The sequence below is a fragment of the Chryseobacterium sp. CH21 genome, from assembly GCF_004119445.1.
GTDB lineage: Bacteria > Bacteroidota > Bacteroidia > Flavobacteriales > Weeksellaceae > Chryseobacterium.
In genome coordinates, this window is record NZ_QICI01000092.1 from 46,206 (window position 1) to 67,792 (window position 21,587).

At 35.9% G+C, this 21,587-nt stretch carries 21 protein-coding genes, 1 other RNA gene and 1 pseudogene; 10 read left to right on the plus strand and 13 right to left on the minus strand.

Going from position 1 to position 21,587, the window contains the following annotated elements; translation table 11 throughout:
• Positions 1 to 263: 263 nt before the first annotated feature.
• From BOQ62_RS19295 to BOQ62_RS19315, 5 genes are all read right to left on the minus strand, one after another.
• Positions 264 to 1,475: an efflux RND transporter periplasmic adaptor subunit gene (locus tag BOQ62_RS19295; RefSeq protein WP_185146809.1), complete on the minus strand. Its 1,212-nt coding sequence runs from the start codon at positions 1,473 to 1,475 to the stop codon at positions 264 to 266.
• A gap of 48 nt (positions 1,476 to 1,523) precedes the next feature.
• Positions 1,524 to 2,795, minus strand: coding sequence for an ABC transporter permease (locus BOQ62_RS19300; protein WP_129042031.1), 1,272 nt, complete (start codon positions 2,793 to 2,795; stop codon positions 1,524 to 1,526).
• Between the two features lie 67 nt (positions 2,796 to 2,862).
• A complete protein-coding gene (locus BOQ62_RS19305; RefSeq protein ID WP_129042032.1) occupies positions 2,863 to 4,092 on the minus strand; it encodes an ABC transporter permease in 1,230 nt (409 codons plus the stop codon).
• Positions 4,093 to 4,223: 131 nt separating this feature from the next.
• Positions 4,224 to 4,580 (minus strand): four helix bundle protein, encoded by a 357-nt coding sequence (locus BOQ62_RS19310; RefSeq protein WP_129042033.1) that lies wholly within the window; start codon positions 4,578 to 4,580, stop codon positions 4,224 to 4,226.
• A gap of 99 nt (positions 4,581 to 4,679) precedes the next feature.
• Positions 4,680 to 5,369, minus strand: a complete 690-nt coding sequence (locus BOQ62_RS19315) for an ABC transporter ATP-binding protein (protein WP_129042034.1) — start codon at positions 5,367 to 5,369, stop codon at positions 4,680 to 4,682.
• 424 nt (positions 5,370 to 5,793) lie between these two features.
• On the opposite strand from BOQ62_RS19315, the gene BOQ62_RS19320 reads away from it, so the two are divergent.
• From BOQ62_RS19320 to BOQ62_RS19340, 5 genes and pseudogenes are all read left to right on the plus strand, one after another.
• Positions 5,794 to 6,768 carry a ribonucleotide-diphosphate reductase subunit beta gene (locus BOQ62_RS19320; RefSeq protein WP_047378790.1) on the plus strand — a complete coding sequence of 325 codons (975 nt, stop codon included), beginning with the start codon at positions 5,794 to 5,796 and terminating at the stop codon, positions 6,766 to 6,768.
• A 108-nt stretch (positions 6,769 to 6,876) separates the two neighbouring features.
• On the plus strand, positions 6,877 to 7,167 hold the full coding sequence (locus BOQ62_RS19325) for a hypothetical protein (protein ID WP_129042035.1): 291 nt from the start codon (positions 6,877 to 6,879) through the stop codon (positions 7,165 to 7,167).
• Positions 7,168 to 7,222: 55 nt separating this feature from the next.
• A pseudogene (locus BOQ62_RS19330) lies at positions 7,223 to 8,880 on the plus strand (ribonucleoside-diphosphate reductase subunit alpha).
• 163 nt (positions 8,881 to 9,043) lie between these two features.
• The gene (locus tag BOQ62_RS19335) at positions 9,044 to 9,934 is read left to right on the plus strand and encodes a DUF72 domain-containing protein (protein WP_129042036.1); all 891 of its coding nucleotides are present in this window, start codon (positions 9,044 to 9,046) and stop codon (positions 9,932 to 9,934) included.
• Between the two features lie 128 nt (positions 9,935 to 10,062).
• Positions 10,063 to 10,293, plus strand: coding sequence for a hypothetical protein (locus tag BOQ62_RS19340; RefSeq protein WP_129042037.1), 231 nt, complete (start codon positions 10,063 to 10,065; stop codon positions 10,291 to 10,293).
• 45 nt (positions 10,294 to 10,338) lie between these two features.
• Here the strand turns inward: BOQ62_RS19340 and BOQ62_RS19345 are convergent, their stop codons facing one another.
• Positions 10,339 to 10,932, minus strand: coding sequence for a hypothetical protein (locus BOQ62_RS19345; RefSeq protein WP_129042038.1), 594 nt, complete (start codon positions 10,930 to 10,932; stop codon positions 10,339 to 10,341).
• Positions 10,933 to 11,001: 69 nt separating this feature from the next.
• Here BOQ62_RS19345 and BOQ62_RS19350 point away from each other — a divergent pair, with 69 nt between their 5' ends.
• The gene (locus tag BOQ62_RS19350) at positions 11,002 to 12,237 is read left to right on the plus strand and encodes an outer membrane beta-barrel protein (RefSeq protein WP_129042039.1); all 1,236 of its coding nucleotides are present in this window, start codon (positions 11,002 to 11,004) and stop codon (positions 12,235 to 12,237) included.
• Here the strand turns inward: BOQ62_RS19350 and BOQ62_RS19355 are convergent.
• The 6 genes from BOQ62_RS19355 to BOQ62_RS19375 all read right to left on the minus strand — a co-directional run bounded on the left by BOQ62_RS19355 (position 12,234) and on the right by BOQ62_RS19375 (position 18,108).
• Positions 12,234 to 12,878 carry an HD domain-containing protein gene (locus BOQ62_RS19355; RefSeq protein WP_129042040.1) on the minus strand — a complete coding sequence of 215 codons (645 nt, stop codon included), beginning with the start codon at positions 12,876 to 12,878 and terminating at the stop codon, positions 12,234 to 12,236. The two genes, BOQ62_RS19350 and BOQ62_RS19355, sit on opposite strands and share 4 nt — an antisense overlap.
• The gene (locus BOQ62_RS24140) at positions 12,875 to 13,096 is read right to left on the minus strand and encodes a hypothetical protein (RefSeq protein ID WP_317127400.1); all 222 of its coding nucleotides are present in this window, start codon (positions 13,094 to 13,096) and stop codon (positions 12,875 to 12,877) included. Before BOQ62_RS24140 ends, BOQ62_RS19355 begins: the two co-directional genes overlap by 4 nt.
• Positions 13,093 to 13,599, minus strand: a complete 507-nt coding sequence (locus BOQ62_RS24145) for an alpha/beta fold hydrolase (RefSeq protein ID WP_317127401.1) — start codon at positions 13,597 to 13,599, stop codon at positions 13,093 to 13,095. The genes BOQ62_RS24140 and BOQ62_RS24145 overlap by 4 nt, the downstream gene beginning before the upstream one ends.
• Positions 13,600 to 13,809: 210 nt before the next feature.
• Complete coding sequence (locus tag BOQ62_RS19365; RefSeq protein WP_129042041.1) at positions 13,810 to 14,700, minus strand: ribokinase; 891 nt, start codon at positions 14,698 to 14,700, stop codon at positions 13,810 to 13,812.
• A gap of 69 nt (positions 14,701 to 14,769) precedes the next feature.
• Positions 14,770 to 15,405 (minus strand): DUF4241 domain-containing protein, encoded by a 636-nt coding sequence (locus tag BOQ62_RS19370; RefSeq protein ID WP_129042042.1) that lies wholly within the window; start codon positions 15,403 to 15,405, stop codon positions 14,770 to 14,772.
• An 87-nt stretch (positions 15,406 to 15,492) separates the two neighbouring features.
• On the minus strand, positions 15,493 to 18,108 hold the full coding sequence (locus BOQ62_RS19375) for a valine--tRNA ligase (protein WP_129042043.1): 2,616 nt from the start codon (positions 18,106 to 18,108) through the stop codon (positions 15,493 to 15,495).
• Positions 18,109 to 18,235: 127 nt separating this feature from the next.
• Here BOQ62_RS19375 and BOQ62_RS19380 point away from each other — a divergent pair, with 127 nt between their 5' ends.
• Complete coding sequence (locus BOQ62_RS19380; protein WP_129042044.1) at positions 18,236 to 18,700, plus strand: DUF1573 domain-containing protein; 465 nt, start codon at positions 18,236 to 18,238, stop codon at positions 18,698 to 18,700.
• Between the two features lie 351 nt (positions 18,701 to 19,051).
• Positions 19,052 to 19,816: a PPK2 family polyphosphate kinase gene (locus tag BOQ62_RS19385; RefSeq protein WP_262708366.1), complete on the plus strand. Its 765-nt coding sequence runs from the start codon at positions 19,052 to 19,054 to the stop codon at positions 19,814 to 19,816.
• 91 nt (positions 19,817 to 19,907) lie between these two features.
• Here BOQ62_RS19385 and rnpB read toward each other — a convergent pair.
• Positions 19,908 to 20,232, minus strand: an RNA gene (gene rnpB / locus BOQ62_RS19390) — RNase P RNA component class A.
• A gap of 165 nt (positions 20,233 to 20,397) precedes the next feature.
• On the opposite strand from rnpB, the gene BOQ62_RS19395 reads away from it, so the two are divergent.
• Together BOQ62_RS19395 and BOQ62_RS19400 are read left to right on the plus strand one after the other, a co-directional pair.
• Complete coding sequence (locus BOQ62_RS19395) at positions 20,398 to 20,889, plus strand: RNA polymerase sigma factor (RefSeq protein ID WP_002976998.1); 492 nt, start codon at positions 20,398 to 20,400, stop codon at positions 20,887 to 20,889.
• Positions 20,882 to 21,556 carry a beta-carotene 15,15'-monooxygenase gene (locus tag BOQ62_RS19400; RefSeq protein ID WP_129042046.1) on the plus strand — a complete coding sequence of 225 codons (675 nt, stop codon included), beginning with the start codon at positions 20,882 to 20,884 and terminating at the stop codon, positions 21,554 to 21,556. The genes BOQ62_RS19395 and BOQ62_RS19400 overlap by 8 nt, the downstream gene beginning before the upstream one ends.
• Positions 21,557 to 21,587: the final 31 nt, after the last annotated feature.

Here is a 21,587-nt window from a genome sequence, read left to right on the forward strand (position 1 = left end):
ATTCTCTATTAGGTTCATGGCATACTTTTTCTTTTTCTACCCTTTTTATAATATCATATGCATCCTGCTGCTTAAATGATTTTCTGCATTTAAAGCATACGTAATGTGATTTATAAGTTTTTTCAGCGTATCTGCACATTTTTCATAGATTATCCAATCCAAATATAGGAATTTACATTCGTAAAAGATTTTGATATAAAAAAGAATCCCGGAGAAAAAAATTCCTCCAGGATTCACAGTTTAAAAGTGTATAGTGTAGTTTATTATTTTTGCTTAGATTTCTCTTTCAGCTCTTCTTTGTCTTTATCAGAAGGGTTCCAGACTTTTATTTCAGTATCATTTGTAATATTAGATCCTGGAAGAATCTGAACGTTGATACCGTCACTTGCTCCCAGTTTTACATATACTTTTTTGAATTTTCCGTCTTTTTGTTTTGCTTCTACGAAAGGTACGTCTTTTCCTTGTTTCTTTTCATATTGAACTAAAGATTCATCCAATAATAATGCATTTTTCTGAGAACTTAAAACAATTTCACCATTGGCAGAAAAACCTGCTCTAATATACTCATTATTAGGATTAGTTACGTTTCCTTCTACAGGAAATTTAATAGTTCCTGCATTATCCTTTCCTTTAGGAGCAATCATGGTCAGTTTTCCAGGGAAAGTTTTATTTTGTAATGCACCGATTACGATGTTCATATCCATTCCTTCGCTTAGCTTTCCGGCTTGAGCTTCATCAATTTCACCTTTAAAGATCAAAACGTTCAGATCTGCCACTGAACAGATTGTCGTTCCGGCATTAAAGTTATTAGCTTCAATCACCTGGCTTCCTGCTTTTACAGGAACTTCAAGTACAGTACCCGAAGCTTTGGAACGGATTTCTGTGGTAGCTAAGCCTTGTCCTTTAAGTTCAGGAGTTGCTCCGGTTTTGGCGATTTGCAATCTTTTTTGAGCCGTATTTAATTGCTGCTGAGCATTTTTTAAAGTCTGCTGCTGAGAATATAACTGCTGCTGAGAGTTCAAATACTCCTGTTTTGAAGCTACTCCCTGCTTGTACAGTTTATCCTGCATTTCAAACTGCTTCTGCATATTTCCTACATTCATCTGTGCATTGCTGATCTGGATCTGTGCATTCTGAACTTCCTGCTGAGCTGCATTGACTTCGGAGATACTTGGAACAATTTTTACGGTAGCAATCAACTGTCCTACCTCTACCTTATCTCCTTCTTTTACTAAGATTTTTTCTATAATCCCTGCAATATTGGGTTTGATTTCAATTTCTTCTTTTGGAACAATTTTTCCTGTCGCCATTACCTTATCATCCATATTCTGGAAAGAAGGTTTACGGGTAAGGAAAGCCTCACTTTCTTTAGAATTCGATTTGATAAAATAGCCAAGCCCCGAGAACAATGCCACTGCAAATAAAAGCCCCAAGACAATATAAATGGCTTTTTTCCAGGTGAATTTCTTTTTCATATGTATAGTTTATTTTTTATTAAATAGATTAAATGATGTAAAAATTAATTATTCTGTTCTTAATGCTTCAATAGGTCTGATCTTTACCGCTCTCTGCGCAGGAATCATTCCGATGACCAATCCTAAGATTACCATTACTGCCATCGCTGCAAATACGTTTCCATAGTTGACTGTCGGGTTATAGAAAGGAAATGAATCCTGTCCCTGGGTGGCAGCATTCAGAATCATCAATACAAAAATTCCAAACATAAAACCCAATAATCCCGAGGAGAGCGTGATTACAACACTTTCCAGCAAAATCTGATTTCTTACTTCTGCCGGTTTTGCTCCTAACGCTCTTCTGATACCGATTTCTTTGGTTCTTTCTTTTACCGTAATCAATAGGATATTCGAAATGGCAATAACTCCTGCAAGAATGGTTAATGTTCCTACGATAATCGTTAGTAACTGCATTCCGGTAAGAAAACCTGTCAGTTTTTTAAACTCTTTTCCAAGGTTGAAACTTCCGAAAGCATTGGTATCTTCAGGTGAAACTTTATTTTTTGTTTTTAATACCTGTTTTACATCTTCTTCTACGGAATTCACATTGGCATTAGGTTTACTTACAATAGCAAACATGTCAATCTGATCTCCTGCGTTATACATTTTCGTATACGTAGAAAGTGGGATGAAAGCGGTCTGATCATTTTCGAATCCACCTCCTTTTTTCACACGAAAAACTCCGATTACATTAAAAAATAATCCTTTAATATTGATTGACTTTCCTATTGGATTTTCTTTTTTCTTGGCATCAAAGAAGTTTTTATAAATCTCTTCTCCGATAACTACTACATTTTTATTTCCCGAAACATCGGCATCATTGATATAGCGTCCGAAGATCAGTTTCTTTTCTGAAATTTTATTTCCTACAGAGTAGTCTCCGGTAAGCGAATAAGTTCCGTTCTTTCCGTTTCTTGACATGGCTTCTCCCGGAGTTCCCGTAAAGCTTCCTCTTGCATTTTGTGGCGATATATAATCTATGGCTGTAACTTTTCTTTTCAGCATTTCCATATCGTTCAGATTCAGATGAACTTCTCTTCCTTTAGGAAATCCTTCATAGGGAATGGACGTTTTCTGTGCCCACAGAAAGATTGAGTTGGTAGCAAAGCCCGAAAATAATTTATCAAAACCATTTTCCATTCCTTTTGCTGCTCCAAGAAGGCTTACATACAAAAACATCCCCCATCCTACTCCAATCATGGTAAGAAATGTTCGGAGTTTATTATTCCTCAATGAATAATAAATTTCCTGCCAAGTATCTTTTTTAAATATGATATTCACCTTGTTGAATTATTAGTTATAAATTATGAATTATGAGTTCTTATTAATTCGTTTATCTTTTTACAAATTACTCTGTTCTCAATGCTTCGATCGGTTTAATTCTTGAAGCTCTGTATGCGGGCACAAATCCTGCGATCAATCCTGAGAAAATCAAAGCAATGAATGCCATAATAATAGAACCCCACCCTACACTTGGACTTTTAATAAAGAACTCTTCAAGACTATTACCAATAAGACTTAATGTCAAAACCCCAATTCCTACTCCCACAAGTCCGGATACTACTGTAATTACTACACTTTCCTGAACAATGAGGCCTACAATTCCGCTCGGCTTTGCCCCAATGGCTTTTCGTACTCCTATTTCTTTAGTCCTTTCTTTTACGATATACACCATGATGTTACTGATTCCAATAATTCCCGCAAGCAATGTCCCCATCCCAATAAACCCTACAATCGCTGTAAGAACTGCCATAAACATAAATGTATCATTCATGTTTTTCGCATTGTTCCAGACACGCACACCGTTTTCATCATCAGGAGAAACATTTTTTCTTGATTTCAGTTTATCTTTCAGTTCATCACCATATTTGATCGCTTGGTCAGGAGTCAGCTTATCACTGTATGAAATGTAAGCAATATTCACCGTATCTGAACCTTTTTTCATCTGCTGTAAAGTCGTAATAGGCACTGTGATATGTCGTTCATCCCAGTCTCCTCCATCATCAGAAAATACTCCTACCACTTTAAACATGGTTCCATTAATGTCCAGTTCTTTTCCTACAGGGCTTCCATTTTTAATCAAATCCCTCTGAACCATTCTTCCGATAACCGCCACATTTTGCTTTCCTTCTAAATCTCGGGGAGTGATATATCTGCCATCAATCATTTTTCGGTTCTCAATGACCTGCTCTCCTGGCTCAGCTCCGTGAACCTGATAAATCCCGCTTTCTTTTCCATATTTCACCATTAAACTGGCATTATATCTGGGACTGGAAGCACCTACATTCTTTTTATCTGCATTAATAAGGAAATCATAATCGCCGTTATTCAACGTAACCGTTCTATCGGACTGCAGTCCTTTATAAGCTATTGTAGTTTTCCCTGTAACAATGGTGATCAGGTTTTTCGCATCGCCTGAGAATCCTTCTGAGAAAGCATTCTGAAGTCCTTTTCCAATTCCAAAAAGTACAATGAAAATAAATAGTCCCAGAGCTACTGTAAACCCTGAAAGTACTGTCCGAAGTACATTACTACGGATTGAACTGAATATTTCCTGCCAACGATCTAGGTCAAACATAGTTTTTATTTTTTTACTTTGTAAAAAAGTCAATAAGCTGCGCTTTCAATTTTCTTCGAAGTCAATTAACGCTGTTGTCAATTTATTCTTCATCAGTCTTTAATTACGAAGCAAAATTCATTTTCACATTTCTAATCTTTTTTCAACATTTTACTCAATAGGATGAATGTTGTTTTTATTAAATTTCCAATTTTTGTTAATTCCTCTATTTTAATATAATTACATTCTATAACGATATCAAAACAAGAATCCAACTCAATAACCGAACCTCTGGCAATTTCAAAATACCTTTTCCTTTCCAGTTCAGATTTTCTTGAACATCCTTCGGTAATATTTAATACCACTGAAGTAGAAGCTCTCCGTATCTGGTCGATAATATTAAATTTTTCATGATCAGGAATTTTAGATAAAATCTTATAACATTCTATTCTTAATTCTCTGGCTGACTGATAAACATCAAGTTTATAATGGTTCAGATTTAAAAACATTTTTATTTTTTTTCATATTCATCTGTGTGTGTTATAAATTATTGATCCTCCTCATTATAAAATTCACTTGCGAAGCAAAATTGACTATTCACTATTCACCTATAATACAATCTGCTTAATAAATTCATCACTTTCAATAATCCCGTCCTTCAGTACTACATTTCTTTTGGTTTGTGCAGCAACATCCGGCTCGTGGGTTACAACAATGATGGTTTTTCCTTCATTGTTAATATCCTGAAGCAGTTTCATAATATCATGAGTTGTTTTGGAGTCCAATGCTCCTGTAGGCTCATCTGCCAGTACCACTTTTGGATTGGTAATCAGAGCTCTTGCAATAGCCACTCTCTGCTTCTGTCCTCCGGAAAGCTCACTGGGAAGGTGGTTTGCCCACTGTGCCAGTCCTACTTTTTCAAGATATTCCATCGCTTTCAGATTTCGCTCTTTTCTCGGTACATTCTGATAGTACAGGGGAAGCGCTACATTTTCCAAAGCTGTTTTATAATTGATAAGGTTAAAAGACTGAAAAATAAATCCTAAAAACCGACTTCTGTATTCTGCAGCTTTTACTTCAGATAAATGTTCGATAGGAACTCCATCCAATTCATAGACTCCTGAATCTTTTTCATCCAGAATTCCAATAATATTAAGAAGCGTAGATTTTCCGGAACCGGAACTTCCCATAATAGAAACAAACTCCCCTTCAGAAATATTCAGATTAATTCCTTTGAGAACATGAAGCTTGCTTTTCCCTGTATCGTATGACTTATTTAAATCCTGAATTACTAACATTAAGTGATGTATGTTTTATACCCAATAAGTAGATGATATTTTCAAATTGTTACAAGAATAAAAATTTATTCAAATATTTTTTTGTTTAACAAGTTAATCCTTTATTAATAGCACTTTATAAAATGTTGTTTAACTGTAACTTGGGTTTTCCATCTATTTACCCCTTAGATTGCGGTCCAGCCTATTATTCGAGCCCCTTTCATGTAAATGTGGAAAACTTTTCAGGCTAAAAGTCAGCCTATTAGTATTTACCTCTTTCAAAATCAGTTCTTTTTTTCGAACTTTGCTATTAGTTCTTTACAAGAAATATGGATTTGTGGAAGTGAATAACTTTAATTCACAACTCACAGACAAACAAAAAGTTAAGTATTTCCGGAACGTTATCCACAAGGATCTAAATTATTTAATTATAAAGATATTTAATATGGGAATTTTTGATAAAAGAGTAAGTTATAAGCCATTTGAATACCCGGAGGTTCTTCAATTTGTAGAAGCCATCAACAAATCGTTCTGGGTGCATTCCGAAGTGGACTTTACTGCAGATGTTCAGGATTTTCATTCGCAGTTGGAACCACATGAAAAGCACGCTGTGAAAAATGCGCTGTTAGCCATTGCACAGATCGAGGTGTCTGTAAAGACATTCTGGGGGAATTTATACAACCACCTACCAAAGCCGGAATTCAATGGATTAGGATCTACTTTTGCAGAATGCGAGTTCCGTCATTCTGAAGCTTATTCCCGTTTATTAGAGGTATTAGGATATAACGACGAATTCCTTAACGTAATCGAAATTCCTGCTGTAAAAGGAAGAATCGAGTTTTTAGGAAATGCTTTAAAACATGCTAATTCGGCTACTCCTAAAGAGTATGTTTCTGCTTTACTGTTATTCAGTATTTTAGTGGAAAATGTTTCTCTTTTCTCGCAGTTTGCCATCATCCTTTCTTTCACAAGATTCAAAGGATTCATGAAAAATGTTTCCAATATCATCGCATGGACTTCAGTAGATGAACAAATTCACGCCAATGCAGGAATCTACCTGATCAATAAAATCCGTGAGGAACAGCCTGACTTATTAACAGACAGCGATATTGAAGATATTTACACATTAGTAGACGAATCTATCGCAAGAGAAGGTGATATCCTTAGCTGGATCTTCGAATTGGGAGAAATCGACAATGTTTCTAAAGAAGATTTATTAAACTTCATGAAATACCGTGTAGATGACAGCTTGAAGAAAATCAACATGAAAACAAGATACAACATCACTCCGGAGCAATACAAACCAATGGTATGGTTCGAAGAGGAAGTTTTCGCAAATTCATTAGATGATTTCTTTGCAAAAAGACCTGTAGACTACACGAAGCACGATAAAAGTATTACAGCAAACGATTTGTTTTAATACAGAGGCGCGAGCGAAGCGAGCGTCAAAGCAGTCAGTATCAGGATTATCCTTTTCTGATTCATAAGTGGAATTGCTGTTCATTAATAAAGCACAAATACAAAAGAAATGATCAATGTAATAGTAAGCTATACGGTAAACCCCGAATTTGTTCCAAACAATAAAACCAATATCCAAAAGTTTCTGGAAGATTTTAAAAATTTAGATGCTTCTACCTTTGAATACAAAGTTTTTGTAAAGGAAGACGGTGTTACTTTTGTACATTATTCAAACTACGCTAATGAAGAAGTTCAGCATGAAGTTTTGAATGTTCCGTCTTTTAAAGAATTTCAGAGATTAAGAGACGAAAGCGGGCTGAACGGTTCCCACAAAGTAGAAATTTTACAATCAATAATATAAAAAAACAAAATTCCGGAGTGATTCTCTCATTCCGGAATTCGAAAATATAACATCTATGGAAGAGCAAAATTCAAATATATGGTGGCTCAATGAAGAGTCTGAGCAAATGCTGAACAGAGGATATCTGTTGAAAGGTGAAACGGTAGACGGAGCTATCGACAGAATTACCACTGCTGCTGCAAAAAGGTTATACAAACCTGAACTTCAACCGGCATTCAAAGAAATGATCACAAAAGGATGGATCAGTTTCTCTTCTCCTGTATGGGCTAATATGGGTACAGAAAGAGGTCTTCCTATCTCATGTTTCAACGCTCACATTCCGGACAGCATTGAAGGGATTACTCACAAAATGGGTGAAGTTATCATGCAGACTAAAATCGGAGGGGGTACTTCAGGATATTTTGGAGAATTAAGAAACAGAGGAACAGCGGTAACGGATAACGGAAAGTCTTCAGGAGCCGTTTCATTCATGAAGCTTTTTGATACAGCTATGGATGTTGTTTCACAAGGGGGCGTAAGAAGAGGAGCTTTTGCTGCTTACTTAGATATTGACCACGGAGATATTGAAGAATTTTTATCCATTAAAGATATCGGTAGCCCGATTCAAAACCTGTTTACCGGAGTATGTGTACCAGATTACTGGATGCAGGATATGATAGACGGGGATATGGAAAACGTAAAGTTTGGGCAAGAGTACTGGAAAGCCGCCAGCAAAAAGGCCTTCCTTATATTTTCTTCACAGATAACGTGAACAGAAACAAACCTCAGGTGTATAAAGACTTAGGAATGATGGTAAATGCAAGTAACCTTTGTTCTGAAATCATGCTTCCGTCTACTATGGAAGAGTCTTTCATCTGCTGTCTGTCTTCGATGAACCTTGAGCTATACGATGAGTGGAAAGATACTGATGCTGTAAAATTAGCAGTATACTTCCTTGATGCTGTATTATCTGAGTTTATTGACAAAACTGAAGGTAACTATTACCTACAGGGAGCAAGAAACTTTGCGATGCGTCACAGAGCGCTGGGACTAGGAGTTCTAGGGTACCACTCTTATTTACAGAAAAACATGATTCCGTTTGAAAGTTTTGAGGCCACTCAGTTCAACGCAAGAGCATTCAGACATATCAAAGAACAAGCTGAGCAGGCTTCAAGAGAACTTGCCAACATCTATGGAGAACCAGAAGTATTGAAAGGGTACGGATTGAGAAACACCACTACAATGGCTATCGCTCCTACTACTTCAAGTTCTGCAATCTTAGGACAAACATCTCCTGGAATTGAGCCTTTCTCTTCTAACTATTATAAAGCAGGTCTTGCTAAAGGAAACTTTATGCGTAAGAACAAATACCTGGCAAAACTATTAAAGGAAAAAGGACTGGATAACGAAGAAACATGGAGAACAATTATGCTCAACCATGGATCTGTACAGCACCTGAATGAACTTACTCCTGAAGAAAAGGCTGTATTCAAAACGTTCAAAGAAATCTCTCCAATGGAGATTATCTCTCAGGCAGCACAAAGACAGCAATACATCGATCAGGCACAATCTCTGAATCTTCAGATTCCTTCTACAATGCCTGTGAAAGATGTCAACTATCTTTATATTGAAGCTTGGAAAAAAGGAGTAAAAACACTTTACTACCAAAGAAGTTCATCGGTTTCAAAAGAAATGATGGTTAACTTCGTATCGTGTTCAAGCTGTGAGGCATAAGATCAAGTAATAAACACGCTATATTTTGCAAAAGCATACCGAGAGGTGTGCTTTTGTCGTTTCTTTGCTAAAAAACAATCAATTACTTTCCAGAGAAATCATGGAATGCTCTGATTTTTTTGGTTTATATTTGTGTTTATTGTTTAATACCAAAACTACAGATATGAAATTCGGACAAGTAGAGGACCCTTCAAAAATAGATTTCACATTACCTAAAGATCATCCTAAAACTAAAGAAATGCTGGCTCTCAATAAAAAAGGACTAAAAGACATTTCTATCGGATGTGCCAAATGGAATAAAACGGACCTTAAAGGATTTTATCCTAAAGGAACTAAAGATGAACTGACCTATTATGCGACTCAATTTAATTCTATTGAACTGAATGCTACTTTCTACGGAATGCCTACTCCTGATCAGGTAACCACCTGGAAAGAAAAGACTCCGGCAGATTTTAAATTCTTTCCAAAGATCACCAACACAGTTTCCCATTTCAGAAGACTGATTGATGTGACAGATCCGGTCACACAGTTTGCGTCTTCAGTTATCAATTTTGATGAAAAACTGGGAATGGCTTTCCTTCAGCTTCATGATAATTTTAAGCCTAAGGATTATGACAGACTGGAAAAGTTTGTAAAAGAATGGCCTAAAGAAGTGCCATTAGCTATAGAACTCCGAAATACGGAATGGTTTACCAATGAGGAAATTCTGAATACCACCTGTGACCTTTTTGAAGCTCATAATATTACTAATATTATTGTAGATACCGCAGGAAGAAGGGATATGCTTCATATGCGCCTTACAACCCCCAATGCATTTATCCGATATGTGGGTGCCAATGCAGAAAGTGACTATGAAAGACTGGATGACTGGTTGAAACACCTTACTCAATGGAAGAAGGAAGGCCTTCAGAATCTTTACTTCTTCGTGCATCAGAATATTGAAAAAGCCTCTCCTTTATTGTCTGCTTATTTCATCAAAAAAGTAAATGAGGAATGGAAAACTGATATTCATATTCCTCAAATGGCTACAGAAAGTACAGGAACACTCTTTTAATAATATCAATTTTAAATAGAATAATTTCGATATACTTTTACAAGAGCAATTAAATCCTTTTCATCACAAAATTCGTATATTAGGGTATAATGTTTTTTGTTAATCATTATACTTTAAAAACATAAATCATGGAAAAGGAAATTTGTACAATCAGTGTTGCCAATAACTGGCTTGGTGATGAATATATTTTTTATGACAACAATACCATAAAAAGAGTATATGACACCCACAGTCTGAATTCCGATAAAACGGAATGGATTGCCCCTCAAAGTATTAATAAACATACTAAGGACAAACTCATAAGAGCGTGTCCTGAAGAATGTAAAGAACAGGTCATGCAAATCCTGGATTATCCTTAACAAAACAAAAATAGGGAATGAGCAGTAAAAGTCTCATCCCTTTTTTTATTTATTTTTTCGAAGAAGCAGTACCAGATTAAGAAACAGAAGAAGGAAATCCAGTGTTATCCAGATGCCCAGCTTAGTATTTTCATAATTATAGGCATCTACCTGTTTTTTAGCTGTCTCAGAAAGCTTCATACTTTGATTGATGTAGTTCTGAACTTCTACAATCTGATCAATATTTTTATTGGGCACAGAATGTTGTGAAAAGTACACAAGATTTTTCTTTCCGAGATAACCTACAATCCAATATTCATCAGACTTATCCATTTTCAGATATTCTATTCTGTAATATTCGGGACGTATTTTCCCGATATGTTTGGGCACCAGAGTAATATTTTTATCGGTTTTATTGACATTAATCAGGTAAAAATCCAGGGTCTGAGGAAGTTTATTGACAACCTGCAGTCCAACAGAATTATCTACAAATGCCACTGCACTTTTCTTGATAAACCAGTACGTAAAAACAGAAATTGAAAAGACCAGTGTTACAATACGAAACAGTTTTGCCCACTTCGCCATACTTCCTGATGTCACTTTAAACAGGACCAAAGAAAGAACAGAAGCAAGGAATATTATAAAAATAATGAGTGTCATATTTTACAAAGATACTTCTTATCTGTATTTTATCTATATTTGCGCCCATATTTTTAATTTTAAATAACCATGAAAAAAACATTCTCGGTATTCTTTTCATTCTGTATCGTGCTTATTTCCGCACAGATAAAATTCGAAAAAGGCTATATCATCAGCAGCAATGATGTAAAAAAGGAAGTACTTATCAAAAACCAAGGATGGGCCAACAATCCTGAAAGTTTCGCTTACAAAGCGGATGAAGCATCAGCAGAAAGTATAGGAAATCCCTCTACAATTAAAGAATTTGGTATCTATAATGATGTAAAGTATGTAACTTACAACGGTGATATTGATTATTCGTCTGATAATACCGGAGATCTTTCTTCCATCAAAGAACCTGAATTTAAAAAGGCTTCTGTATTCCTTAAAGAAATTGCAACAGGTAATAAAAATTTGTATTCTTACCAGGGGCGCAATGTAATCAGATATTTTTATTCTGATTCAGACTCCTCTATCAAACCATTGATTTATAAAAAATACTTTTTCAACGGAAATAACCTGCAAGTAGCTACCAATGAAGAATATATTGATCAATTGAAGACTATATTCTCAGACGACAATACAGCCCAGGCTATTGCTTCTAAAACAAAATATACAAGCAGTGACCTAAAGAAAGTTTTCTCTAACTATAACAGCAAATTCTCCGGGGCTACTAATGAAGGAAATGTTTCTGACACGAAAAGAGATACAAAGTTTAACTTGGCTGTGAGACCAGGTCTCAATTTTTATTCACCTCTGGAAATAACAAAAACTCTTAGTAATGAAGGTGCTCCTTCAAAAACAGGTTTCAGAATTGGGGTTGAAGCAGAAATTGTATTACCTTTCAACAGAGGTAAATGGTCAGTGGTAGCTGAACCTACATTTTCTCTTTACAATAATAAGACGGCTGTAAGAACAACGAATGGAAATTTGTATAATATTAATGTAGAGAATTACTCATTTATCAGTATTCCTCTAAGTGTAAGACACTACATGTTTATCAATGATAAATCTAAGATTTTCATCAATGCCGGTATTAATCTACTAACCCTGAAAACAAGTTCAGCAAAGGATTTTTCTGTTGATTATGATGGATATGTATTTGACAGATTAAAACTATCTTCATCCCAGGCTTTCAAAAGCGCTTTATTTGGAATAGGATATAATTATAAAAACAAATACATTATAGAGGCAAGATATAATACAGGTATGAATCTATTTGAAGAAAAAGGAGCGGAAGCAAACCTAAAGTATGCTTCCATTATTTTGGGATATAATATTTTCTAATCTACATTCCATTCTTTATAAAACTGGTCGAGGAAATTCAGCATATATTGGTGTCTTTCTTCGGCCATTTTTTTCCCTTTTGGGGTATTCATCATATCTTTCAGAAGCAATAACTTTTCGTAGAAATGATTAATGGTAGTTCCATCAGACTTTTTATATTCTTCTTTTGACATTCCTAACTTGGGCTGTATATCCGGGTGATACATCAGATTATTCTTAAATCCTCCAAAGTTGAATGTTCTGGCAATTCCAATAGCTCCTATGGCATCAATACGGTCGGCATCCTGCACAATCTGAAGTTCGATGGGGGGATTTACCGGAGCCTGATCTCTGTTTTTGAAAGAAATATTTTCGATTACAAATAAAACCTTCTGAATGGTTTCTTCAGAGACATTCTGTTCTTCAAGAAATGTTCTGGATATTTTTGGGGCGATGGTTTCATCACCATTATGAAATTTAGGATCTGCAATATCATGAAGAAGAGCAGACAGCTCTACTACTTCTTTGTCACAATCTTCTGTTTCTGCTATCTGAGCAGCCAGTTTCCAGACTCTTTCAATATGAAACCAGTCATGCCCTGCTTCTGCTCCTTCTAATTTTTCTTTTACAAATGCTACTGTGTTGTCAATCGTACTTTTCATTTATCTATCAGTTCATTTAAAATAATATCCCAAAGTTTGCTGTTGTAACTTCTGAAAAAATTAATATGTCCTATTTCTTTTTTATCAGATTCTGAAACCGTCACCAGTCTGTAAGTTGGTTTTAGATTAGGATAGGTATTATTTAATAAGCTCAATACTCCTCTTTCTGTAAGCCAGATATCATCTTCAGCCCGAATTACAAATACTTTCTGCGTCAAATTTTCAGAGAAATTCTCAATTTTTCCAACAGCCTGTTGGTTGATTTCCTGTTTAAAATTAAGGTTCTCCAGTCATATGCGCAATTTTTCGGAAGACTTTCTCCCAATCCAAACCAATGTGCAGGGAAATATCCTAATAATGAAGTTGTTAATGGCTGTGCAATTCCAAAGCCTAAATAAGCTTCCACTTTTGTCATTCCTTTAAGGTTTCCAACAAAGGCATTTTGTGTTCCTACAAAAACAAATTCTTCAAACATTTCAGAATCCTGATTCATTCCCAGAATTAATGCTCCTACAGAATGACCCAGGCAGTACTTCTTATGCTCTTTAAAATCTTTTTTGATATATTGAGTTAAAGCTTTATAATCCTTTGAACCCCATACCCTCATTGAGCCATGAAATCCTCTCATATTTTTCGGCTTGGAAAGTCCTATTCCTCTGTAATCATAAGTAATTACCGTAAAGCCTTGTTCAGCGAAATAGCTGGCAAAGGAAAAATACACCTGTTGTTTTACTCCTGTTGCAGAGTTGATCAGCAGTAGTTTCCCATTATCTTTTTTGGCTTAAAGAGATGGACAGCCAGAGGAATATGATCTTCTGTGGTTAATATTAGTTTTTCCATAGTATAAAAAAGAAAAAATCCACTATAAAAGTGGACATTTTACTTATATTTTTATGTTAAGTTTCAGACTTTTGATATGTCGTAAATAGTTTTAGGAAAAGAAATCTGAGATTCTTGGCAGTCCTGTCTGAGAACCCTTACCTCCGGAAACTCTCGATGAAACTTCATTTCCAAATTTCACGCATTCCTCAATAGAATTCCCATGGCAGAGTGCGATAGCAAATCCTGAAGTAAATGCATCCCCCATTCCCATTTTATAAACTTTTTCATCTTTATCATTTCTGTAGTACTTCATCTCCATACCATCAAAATAAATGGTTGAGTTGGTGTCGTCTCTTACAAAAACTTTATTGAAATATTTCTTAAGAACTTCTTCTCGTTTTTCTTCTCCGAAAATAACATACAGTTCATTACTTTTGGCTACAATAAAATCAACCATTTCTAAAATTTCTTCGCTGACTCTCATTGCAGGAGAAGCATATAAACCTACTTTTTTTCCGTAATGTTTGGCTTTTTTAACGGTATGCTCTACGACTTCCATGGAAACCTCAAGCTGTACCAGCACAAGATCTGTAGTATGAAAATATTTATCGGCTTCGTCTATGTGTGATTTGCTAAGGTATTTATTGGCTGCCGGTACGACAACGATAGCTGCATTTCCGTGAGACGTTGTTACATAGGCAGTTCCTGTAGCTTCTTTGTCTGTTTCATGAACAAATCCTACATTCACGTTTTCACTTACCAGATTCCTCATGATCTGCTGTCCGAGAGGATCCATTCCCACACATCCAATAAAATACACACTAGCTCCCAGCCTGGCAGTACCTACTGACTGATTAGCTCCTTTACCTCCAAAATAACTGTCTGACTTTACGGCCAAAACTGTTTCATTAGGCGAAGGAAGTTTTTCGGTTTCAAGAACCAAATCTATGGATGAGCTGCCTACAACAATAATACGAGGTTGTTCTGATGAGAAATTCATTGTGTCTTTGTATTAGCTTTAAAATTTATACCTGATAAAAATTGCGTTTCAAAAATAACTAATTTTAAATTAACTTATTTCAATAAATTCAGTAATTATTTTCACTGGTTGTTGATCTTTGCTGTAAGCTATATAACTGGCATAAAACCCTTCTCCATATCCGGTTTCAAAAGCAAATATAGTTCCCGGATGTTCTTTTGCAGGTTTCAGGAAGGCATATTGGTCTATCGCTCCATTTTCATCAAAGAAATAATCATGGAAAAATTCTTCGTAGATTCCCATAAAATCACCTCCTTTATTTTGGTACAACCTCTGCTCCAGATCGTTGAGACTGTTTTGGGTATCAACATCCATGAAGCATCCCATCCCACTTTCTACAGGATATCCAAAAACTTCTTCTTTCGTCAGGTCTTTTATATTCTGTCCCGCTGTAGTGCCCATTTTCCATTCTTTAATTTCAGAATTACTGAATATAATTTCGGTATAGGCTACACAATTGCTTTCTCTTTCTTTATGCACCATTACAGAAAAATCTCCTTTAGGAAATTCTGTAGTGAAAGGAAGCATATCATTGGTGATCAATGGATCGCAGGCAACCAGCTTACCACTGGAAAGATAAATCTTTCCTACTTCAAAACTTTCCAGTAACGGGCTTTCTACAAAGTCTTTCGAGAATAGTTTTTTTATGTTTTCTATGTGTGTCATTGTATTTATTCTTTTAAACCATCAGGCTGGATACAATTGTTCATGTGTATCCAGCCTGAGATTTTGACAAAATTTATTGTCTATATTTTACAAACTTTTCAGTTTTTCTTCAAGGATCGCAATCTTATCCAAAGCATCTTTCTGTTTTTGACGCTCAACCTCTACAACTTCAGGTTTTGCATTCGCCACAAATTTCTCATTGGAAAGCTTCTTTTCTACTGAAACTAAGAATCCTTTTAAATATTTTACTTCTTCCTCAGTTTTAGCTTTTTCTTCTCCTAAATCTAAGTTTTCACTTAAAGGAATAGAAACTTCAGTAGCTCCAACTAAGAAAGTAAAGCTTGGCTTATCTGTTTTCTGTCCGAAATGGATTTCAGAAATATTCGCCAGTTTTCTTATTACAGCTTCATTAGCAAATTCAGTGGCATTAGTATACACCTCAGCGGATTCTCTTGGAGAAATTCCTTTTGTCTGACGGTAGTTTCTAACTCCAGAAATTAATTCTGCTGCCGTTTCGAAGTTTTTAATAATCGTTTCATCAAATGCTTCTGCCTCTTTCTGCTGAGCAATCACCAAAGCCTCATCAATACTTCTTTCTGATATAGTCTGCCATAATTCTTCTGTTAAGAAAGGCATGAACGGGTGAAGAAGCTTCATTAATTCTTCAAAGAAATAAATCGTTTTGTCATAAACTTCTTTAGAAATTCCTTCTCCATAATTCGGCTTGATGGCTTCAAGGTACCAGCCACAAAAATCATCCCAAATTAATTTATAGATCAAATGAAGGGCATCAGAAATTCTGAATTTCTCAAACTGATCATTAATTTCAGCAATTGTTTTGTTCAATTTATTTTCAAACCATTCAATAGCCTGGTTATCGGTTGCAATAGCAGGTTTATCTTCATGATTCCACATATTGATCAGACGGAATGCATTCCAAATCTTCGTCATGAAGTTTCTTCCCTGAAGCATTAAATCTTCATCAAAAAGAAGGTCATTTCCAGCTGCAGAGCTCAATAGAATACCAACACGTACTCCATCTGCTCCGTACTTATCCATTAATTCAAGAGGATCCGGAGAGTTTCCAAGAGATTTAGACATCTTTCTTCTCTGCTTATCTCTTACAATCCCTGTAAAATAAACATTTTTGAACGGAACTTCTTTTCTGTATTCCAATCCGGCCATAATCATTCTGGCAACCCAGAAGAAAATAATATCCGGACCTGTAACCAAATCAGATGTTGGATAGTAATAGTTGATGTCTTTATTTTCAGGATCAAGTAATCCGTCAAATACAGACATTGGCCATAACCATGATGAGAACCATGTGTCTAATGCATCATCATCCTGTCTAAGGCTTTCTACAGTCAGGTCTGAGTTTCCAGTTTTTTGTTTTGCCAGTTCTAAAGCTTCTTCTTTAGTTTCAGCAACTACAAAATCTTCATCTCCTTCTCCAAAGTAATACGCAGGAATCTGCTGTCCCCACCAAAGCTGACGGGAGATATTCCAGTCACGGATGTTTTCCATCCAGTGCTTGTAGGTATTTTTAAACTTTTCAGGATAAAACTTAACCTCATCATCCATTACTACATCCAAAGCGGGCTTAGCAATTTCAGACATTTTAAGGAACCATTGTACTGAAACTTTCGGTTCAATAATAGCACCTGTTCTCTCGGAAGTTCCTACTTTATTTACATAATCTTCAGCTTTAAGCAAAAGATCTTTTTCTTCAAGTTCTTTAGCGATCTGTTTTCTTACGTCAAATCTGTTTTTTCCTGCGTAATGTAAACCGTGCTCGTTAAGGTTTCCGTCATCATCCAGCGCATCAATCATCTTTAACTGATGTTTCTGTCCGATTTCGTAGTCATTGATATCGTGAGCAGGAGTAATTTTCAATGCTCCGGTTCCGAACTCAATATCTACATATTCATCCTCAATGATCGGAATTACTCTGTCAACAATCGGTACGATTACATTTTTACCTTTCAGGTGAGCATATCTTTCATCATTCGGATTAATACATACGGCGGTATCCCCAAAAATAGTTTCAGGACGTGTCGTCGCTACTGAAAGAAATTCTTCTGAACCTTCAATCTTATATTTAAGGAAATATAATTTTCCGTTTTGCTCTTTAAAGATTACTTCTTCGTCAGAGATATTAGTTTTCGCTTCCGGATCCCAGTTCACCATTCTGTAGCCTCTGTAGATCAGTCCTTTATTATAAAGGTCTACGAAACTTTTGATAACCTGCTGCGAAAGCTTATCTTCCAACGTGAAACGGGTTCTGTCCCAGTCGCAAGAACATCCCAGTTTTTTCAGCTGTTCAAGGATGGTTCCTCCATACTTATTAGTCCAGTCCCATGCGTGTGTTAAAAACTCTTCACGGGTAATATCTGACTTATTGACTCCTTCAGACTTCAGTTTAGCAACAACTTTAGCTTCAGTAGCAATTGAAGCATGATCTGTTCCCGGAATCCAACAAGCATTAAATCCGCGCATTCTTGCACGACGGACCAGAACATCTTGAAGGGTATTGTTCAACATATGCCCCATGTGTAGTATTCCCGTCACGTTTGGCGGAGGAATGACTATGGTATATGGTGGTTTGTCATTAGGTTCTGAATGGAAAAATTTGTTTTCCAACCAGTAACTGTACCATTTTTGTTCTGTTTCCTGTGGATTGTACTTTTCTGAAATCTGCATAAATTCTATTTCTTTGGCTTGCAATTTGCAAAAATAGTCTAAAGAAAAAATTTTTAAGCATGAATTAAAATAATTTTTAACTTTGTTTCACAAAATTTATCTAACAAACATATTAACATTCAAGAATATGAAAAAACTAATTGCAGGAATTGCATTATTCGGGACATTTGCTCTTGCATCTGCACAGACTATTACATTTGATAAAACAACTTTCGATTACGGTACTATTAAGCCTAGTTCTGATGGTACAAGATTCTTTACGGTAACGAATTCTGGTGATAAGCCATTGATCCTTTCAAATGTAAAGCCTTCTTGTGGATGTACAACTCCTGAGTTCAGCCAAGATCCGATTATGCCTGGGAAATCAGCTAAGATCAAAGTTGGATACAACACAGGTATTCCTGGCCCTTTTAACAAAATGATTGAGGTTTTCTCTAACGACCCTGCAAACAACAGAAGTGTAATCTACATCAAAGGTAACGTAGATGCTAACGCTCCTGAGCCAAAAGTATTGACTCCGGCTGAGCAAAAAGAAGCTGCTAAAGCTGAGAAAAAAGCTGCAAAACTAGCTAAAAAGGCTGCCGCGAAGTAATCTCTACTCTAAAAAAATAAAAGAACCGTCTCCACTGAGGCGGTTTTTTTATTACATTTATATTAGAATAGGTTGCAGATGACAGGTGATAGGCGGCAGGATATAGTGTTGAAATATTATATGTATTTAGGTTTTGACTGAAGCTTTTGAACTTATTTCTCTTTAAAATGGCTGGGCAAAAGCCCACCCCTATTGAATTTTAATAACAGCATGTTTGAATGTTTTAATCTTTTAATCTTAAAAATATATGGACACCGATTTCTCAGATGACTTTAAAGTAAATGGAAAATTTTCAATAAAAAAACGTCGACTTCTTATAAAGGTAAACTTACTAAAGAAGAAGGAGCAGAGATGCTGATTCAGGAGAAAGAAAAGCTCCGTGAACTGCAGGAAAAATTATACGCTGACGGAAGCAAGTCTCTTCTTGTTGTGCTTCAGGCTATGGATGCTGCAGGGAAAGACAGTATGATAGAGCATGTTTTCGGAGGGGTAAACCCTCAGGGCTGTAATGTAACCAGCTTTAAAACGCCTAGCTCTAAAGAATATTCTCATGATTTTTTATGGAGACATTATCTTGCGTTGCCACAAAAGGGAATGATTGGAATATTCAACCGTTCTCATTATGAAAGTGTCCTGGTTTGCAAGGTACATCCGGAATATAATTTAAGTGAAAAAACATGGTCTTCGGTAAAAGATTTTGATGATAAATTCTGGGAAAACAGATATGAAAGTATCCGGAATTTCGAAAAACACCTTGCTCAAAACGGAACCACCATTGTAAAGATTTTTTTACATGTCTCTAAGGATGAACAGAAAAAAAGACTTTTAGACAGAATTGATGAACAGGAAAAAAACTGGAAATTCTCTGCAGCAGATCTCCCGGAAAGAGCATTATTCGACCAGTATATGGGGGCTTATGAAACGGCTATCAATGAAACATCAAAAGAGCATGCTCCATGGTATGTACTTCCTGCTGATAACAAGTGGTTTGCAAGAGTAGCTGCCATACAGATTATTATTGATACTCTGGAAAAAATAGATCTTCAATATCCTACTCTTTCTGATAAGGACAGACAGGAATTACTGGAATCTAAAAAACAATTGGAAAGCGAATAAATTGGGTTGGAAGCTTGAAGAGTGCAGGTTTAAAATGATTACGTTTAAAAAACTTCACTCTTCAAGGCTCTAACTTCCAGCTTTTTAAAAAATCACGAGAAAATCTATAAGCCGGATTCTGTGCTTCCGAAGAAGTGCCTGTTATTTATCTACGTGGTACATTGCTGCAACACTTGAGCTGATTACCCCTCGGTTTTCAGGACGAGCCGCCCCTATTTCCATTACTGAAAAGAACCGATATACTTACCATTGCACCGCAAAGAGTTTACCTGGTTTCACTACAGCCGAACTGTACCTGCTTTCTGTTGCACTTGTCCTACCCTCACGGGTGACGGATGTTATCCGCTTTGCTGCTCTATGGTGTCCGGACTTTCCTACCTCCCGTAAAACGGGAAATCAACAAGCCGATTTTCTCGCGGTGGCAAAGATACGCAAATTTCGTAAAGTAAGCTGATAAAGCACAAGAAGCAGAGAAGCTAATTTTGTTTATCCGATTTTTAGCTTTTTTGCCTTTTCACTATTTTGTATTATAATTTTCTCCAATTACCACTTTATTATTATCTTCGTGTCATTATATATCTATGGATTCCAGAGAAAAAGAATTTGCGCAGCTTATCAAAGATAATCAGGGACTGATTATTAAGGTATCGCGTCTTTATACCAATTCTCTGGAGGATGAAGAGGATCTTTTCCAGGAAATTGTTTTACAACTCTGGAGAAGTTATGATTCTTTTAAAGGAAATTCCAAGATTTCCACATGGATGTATCGTGTAGCGCTCAATACCGCCATTACCCTCTTTAGAAAAAAAAGCAAAAGCCTTCCTACCAATGAGCTGGACATCAATCACAGAGATTTTGTGGAAGATGATGATGAAAAACAACAACAGGTATCACTTTTGTATACTGTAATCAAGACTCTTCCTAATGTGGAAAGAGCTATTGTCATGATGTATCTTGACGATCTGCCTTACAAGGATATTGCAGAAAACCTCGGAATCACCGAAGTTAATGCACGTGTGAAAATGAACAGATTAAAGAAAACCCTTAAAGAACAGATGGAAAAATATGCCTGAATTTGATTTAGATAGTTTTAAAAAAACATGGCAGGAACAACCTGTTCAGCCTAAATATGACAACAAGGAGATCCTTCAGATGTTGAATAGAAAATCACGTAATTATGTAAAATATATTTTCTGGATCAGTGTTGTAGAATTTCTGTTCTTTTCCGTATTGGGACTATTTTATCTTTTCCCGGAGGAAGAATCGGACAGTTTCCGTAAAATGTTAGAAAGGCTTGGCGCTCAGGAAGCTCCTGAGGTAGAGAACAACTTCGGGCATGTTTATTTAGCTATAAAGATCTTGAGTCTTTTAATCACAGCATATTTTGTATTGAAATTCTATCAGAATTACCGAAGAATCAAGATTGAGGAAAATCTGAAGGGGCTGATCACCAGGATTATTAAATTCAAAACAACGGTCAATGCATTTATTCTGATCAGTATTGTATTATTAGTAGTATTTACTTTTGTACTGACAGCATTTATATTTTACACTTTAGATTCTCAGAATATACAGCCTAGCGGCTCCAATCTTACCATCATCATTGTAGGAATAGTTGTGAGCACTTTACTGGCCATATCTATGATCTGGTTTTATTACAGATTGGTTTATGGTACTATTATCAGAAAACTTGATAAAAATTTAAATCAGCTTAAAGAAATAGATTCGCAGGAAAGTTAATATTCATAGGCATAGTTCGGGATATAATCAT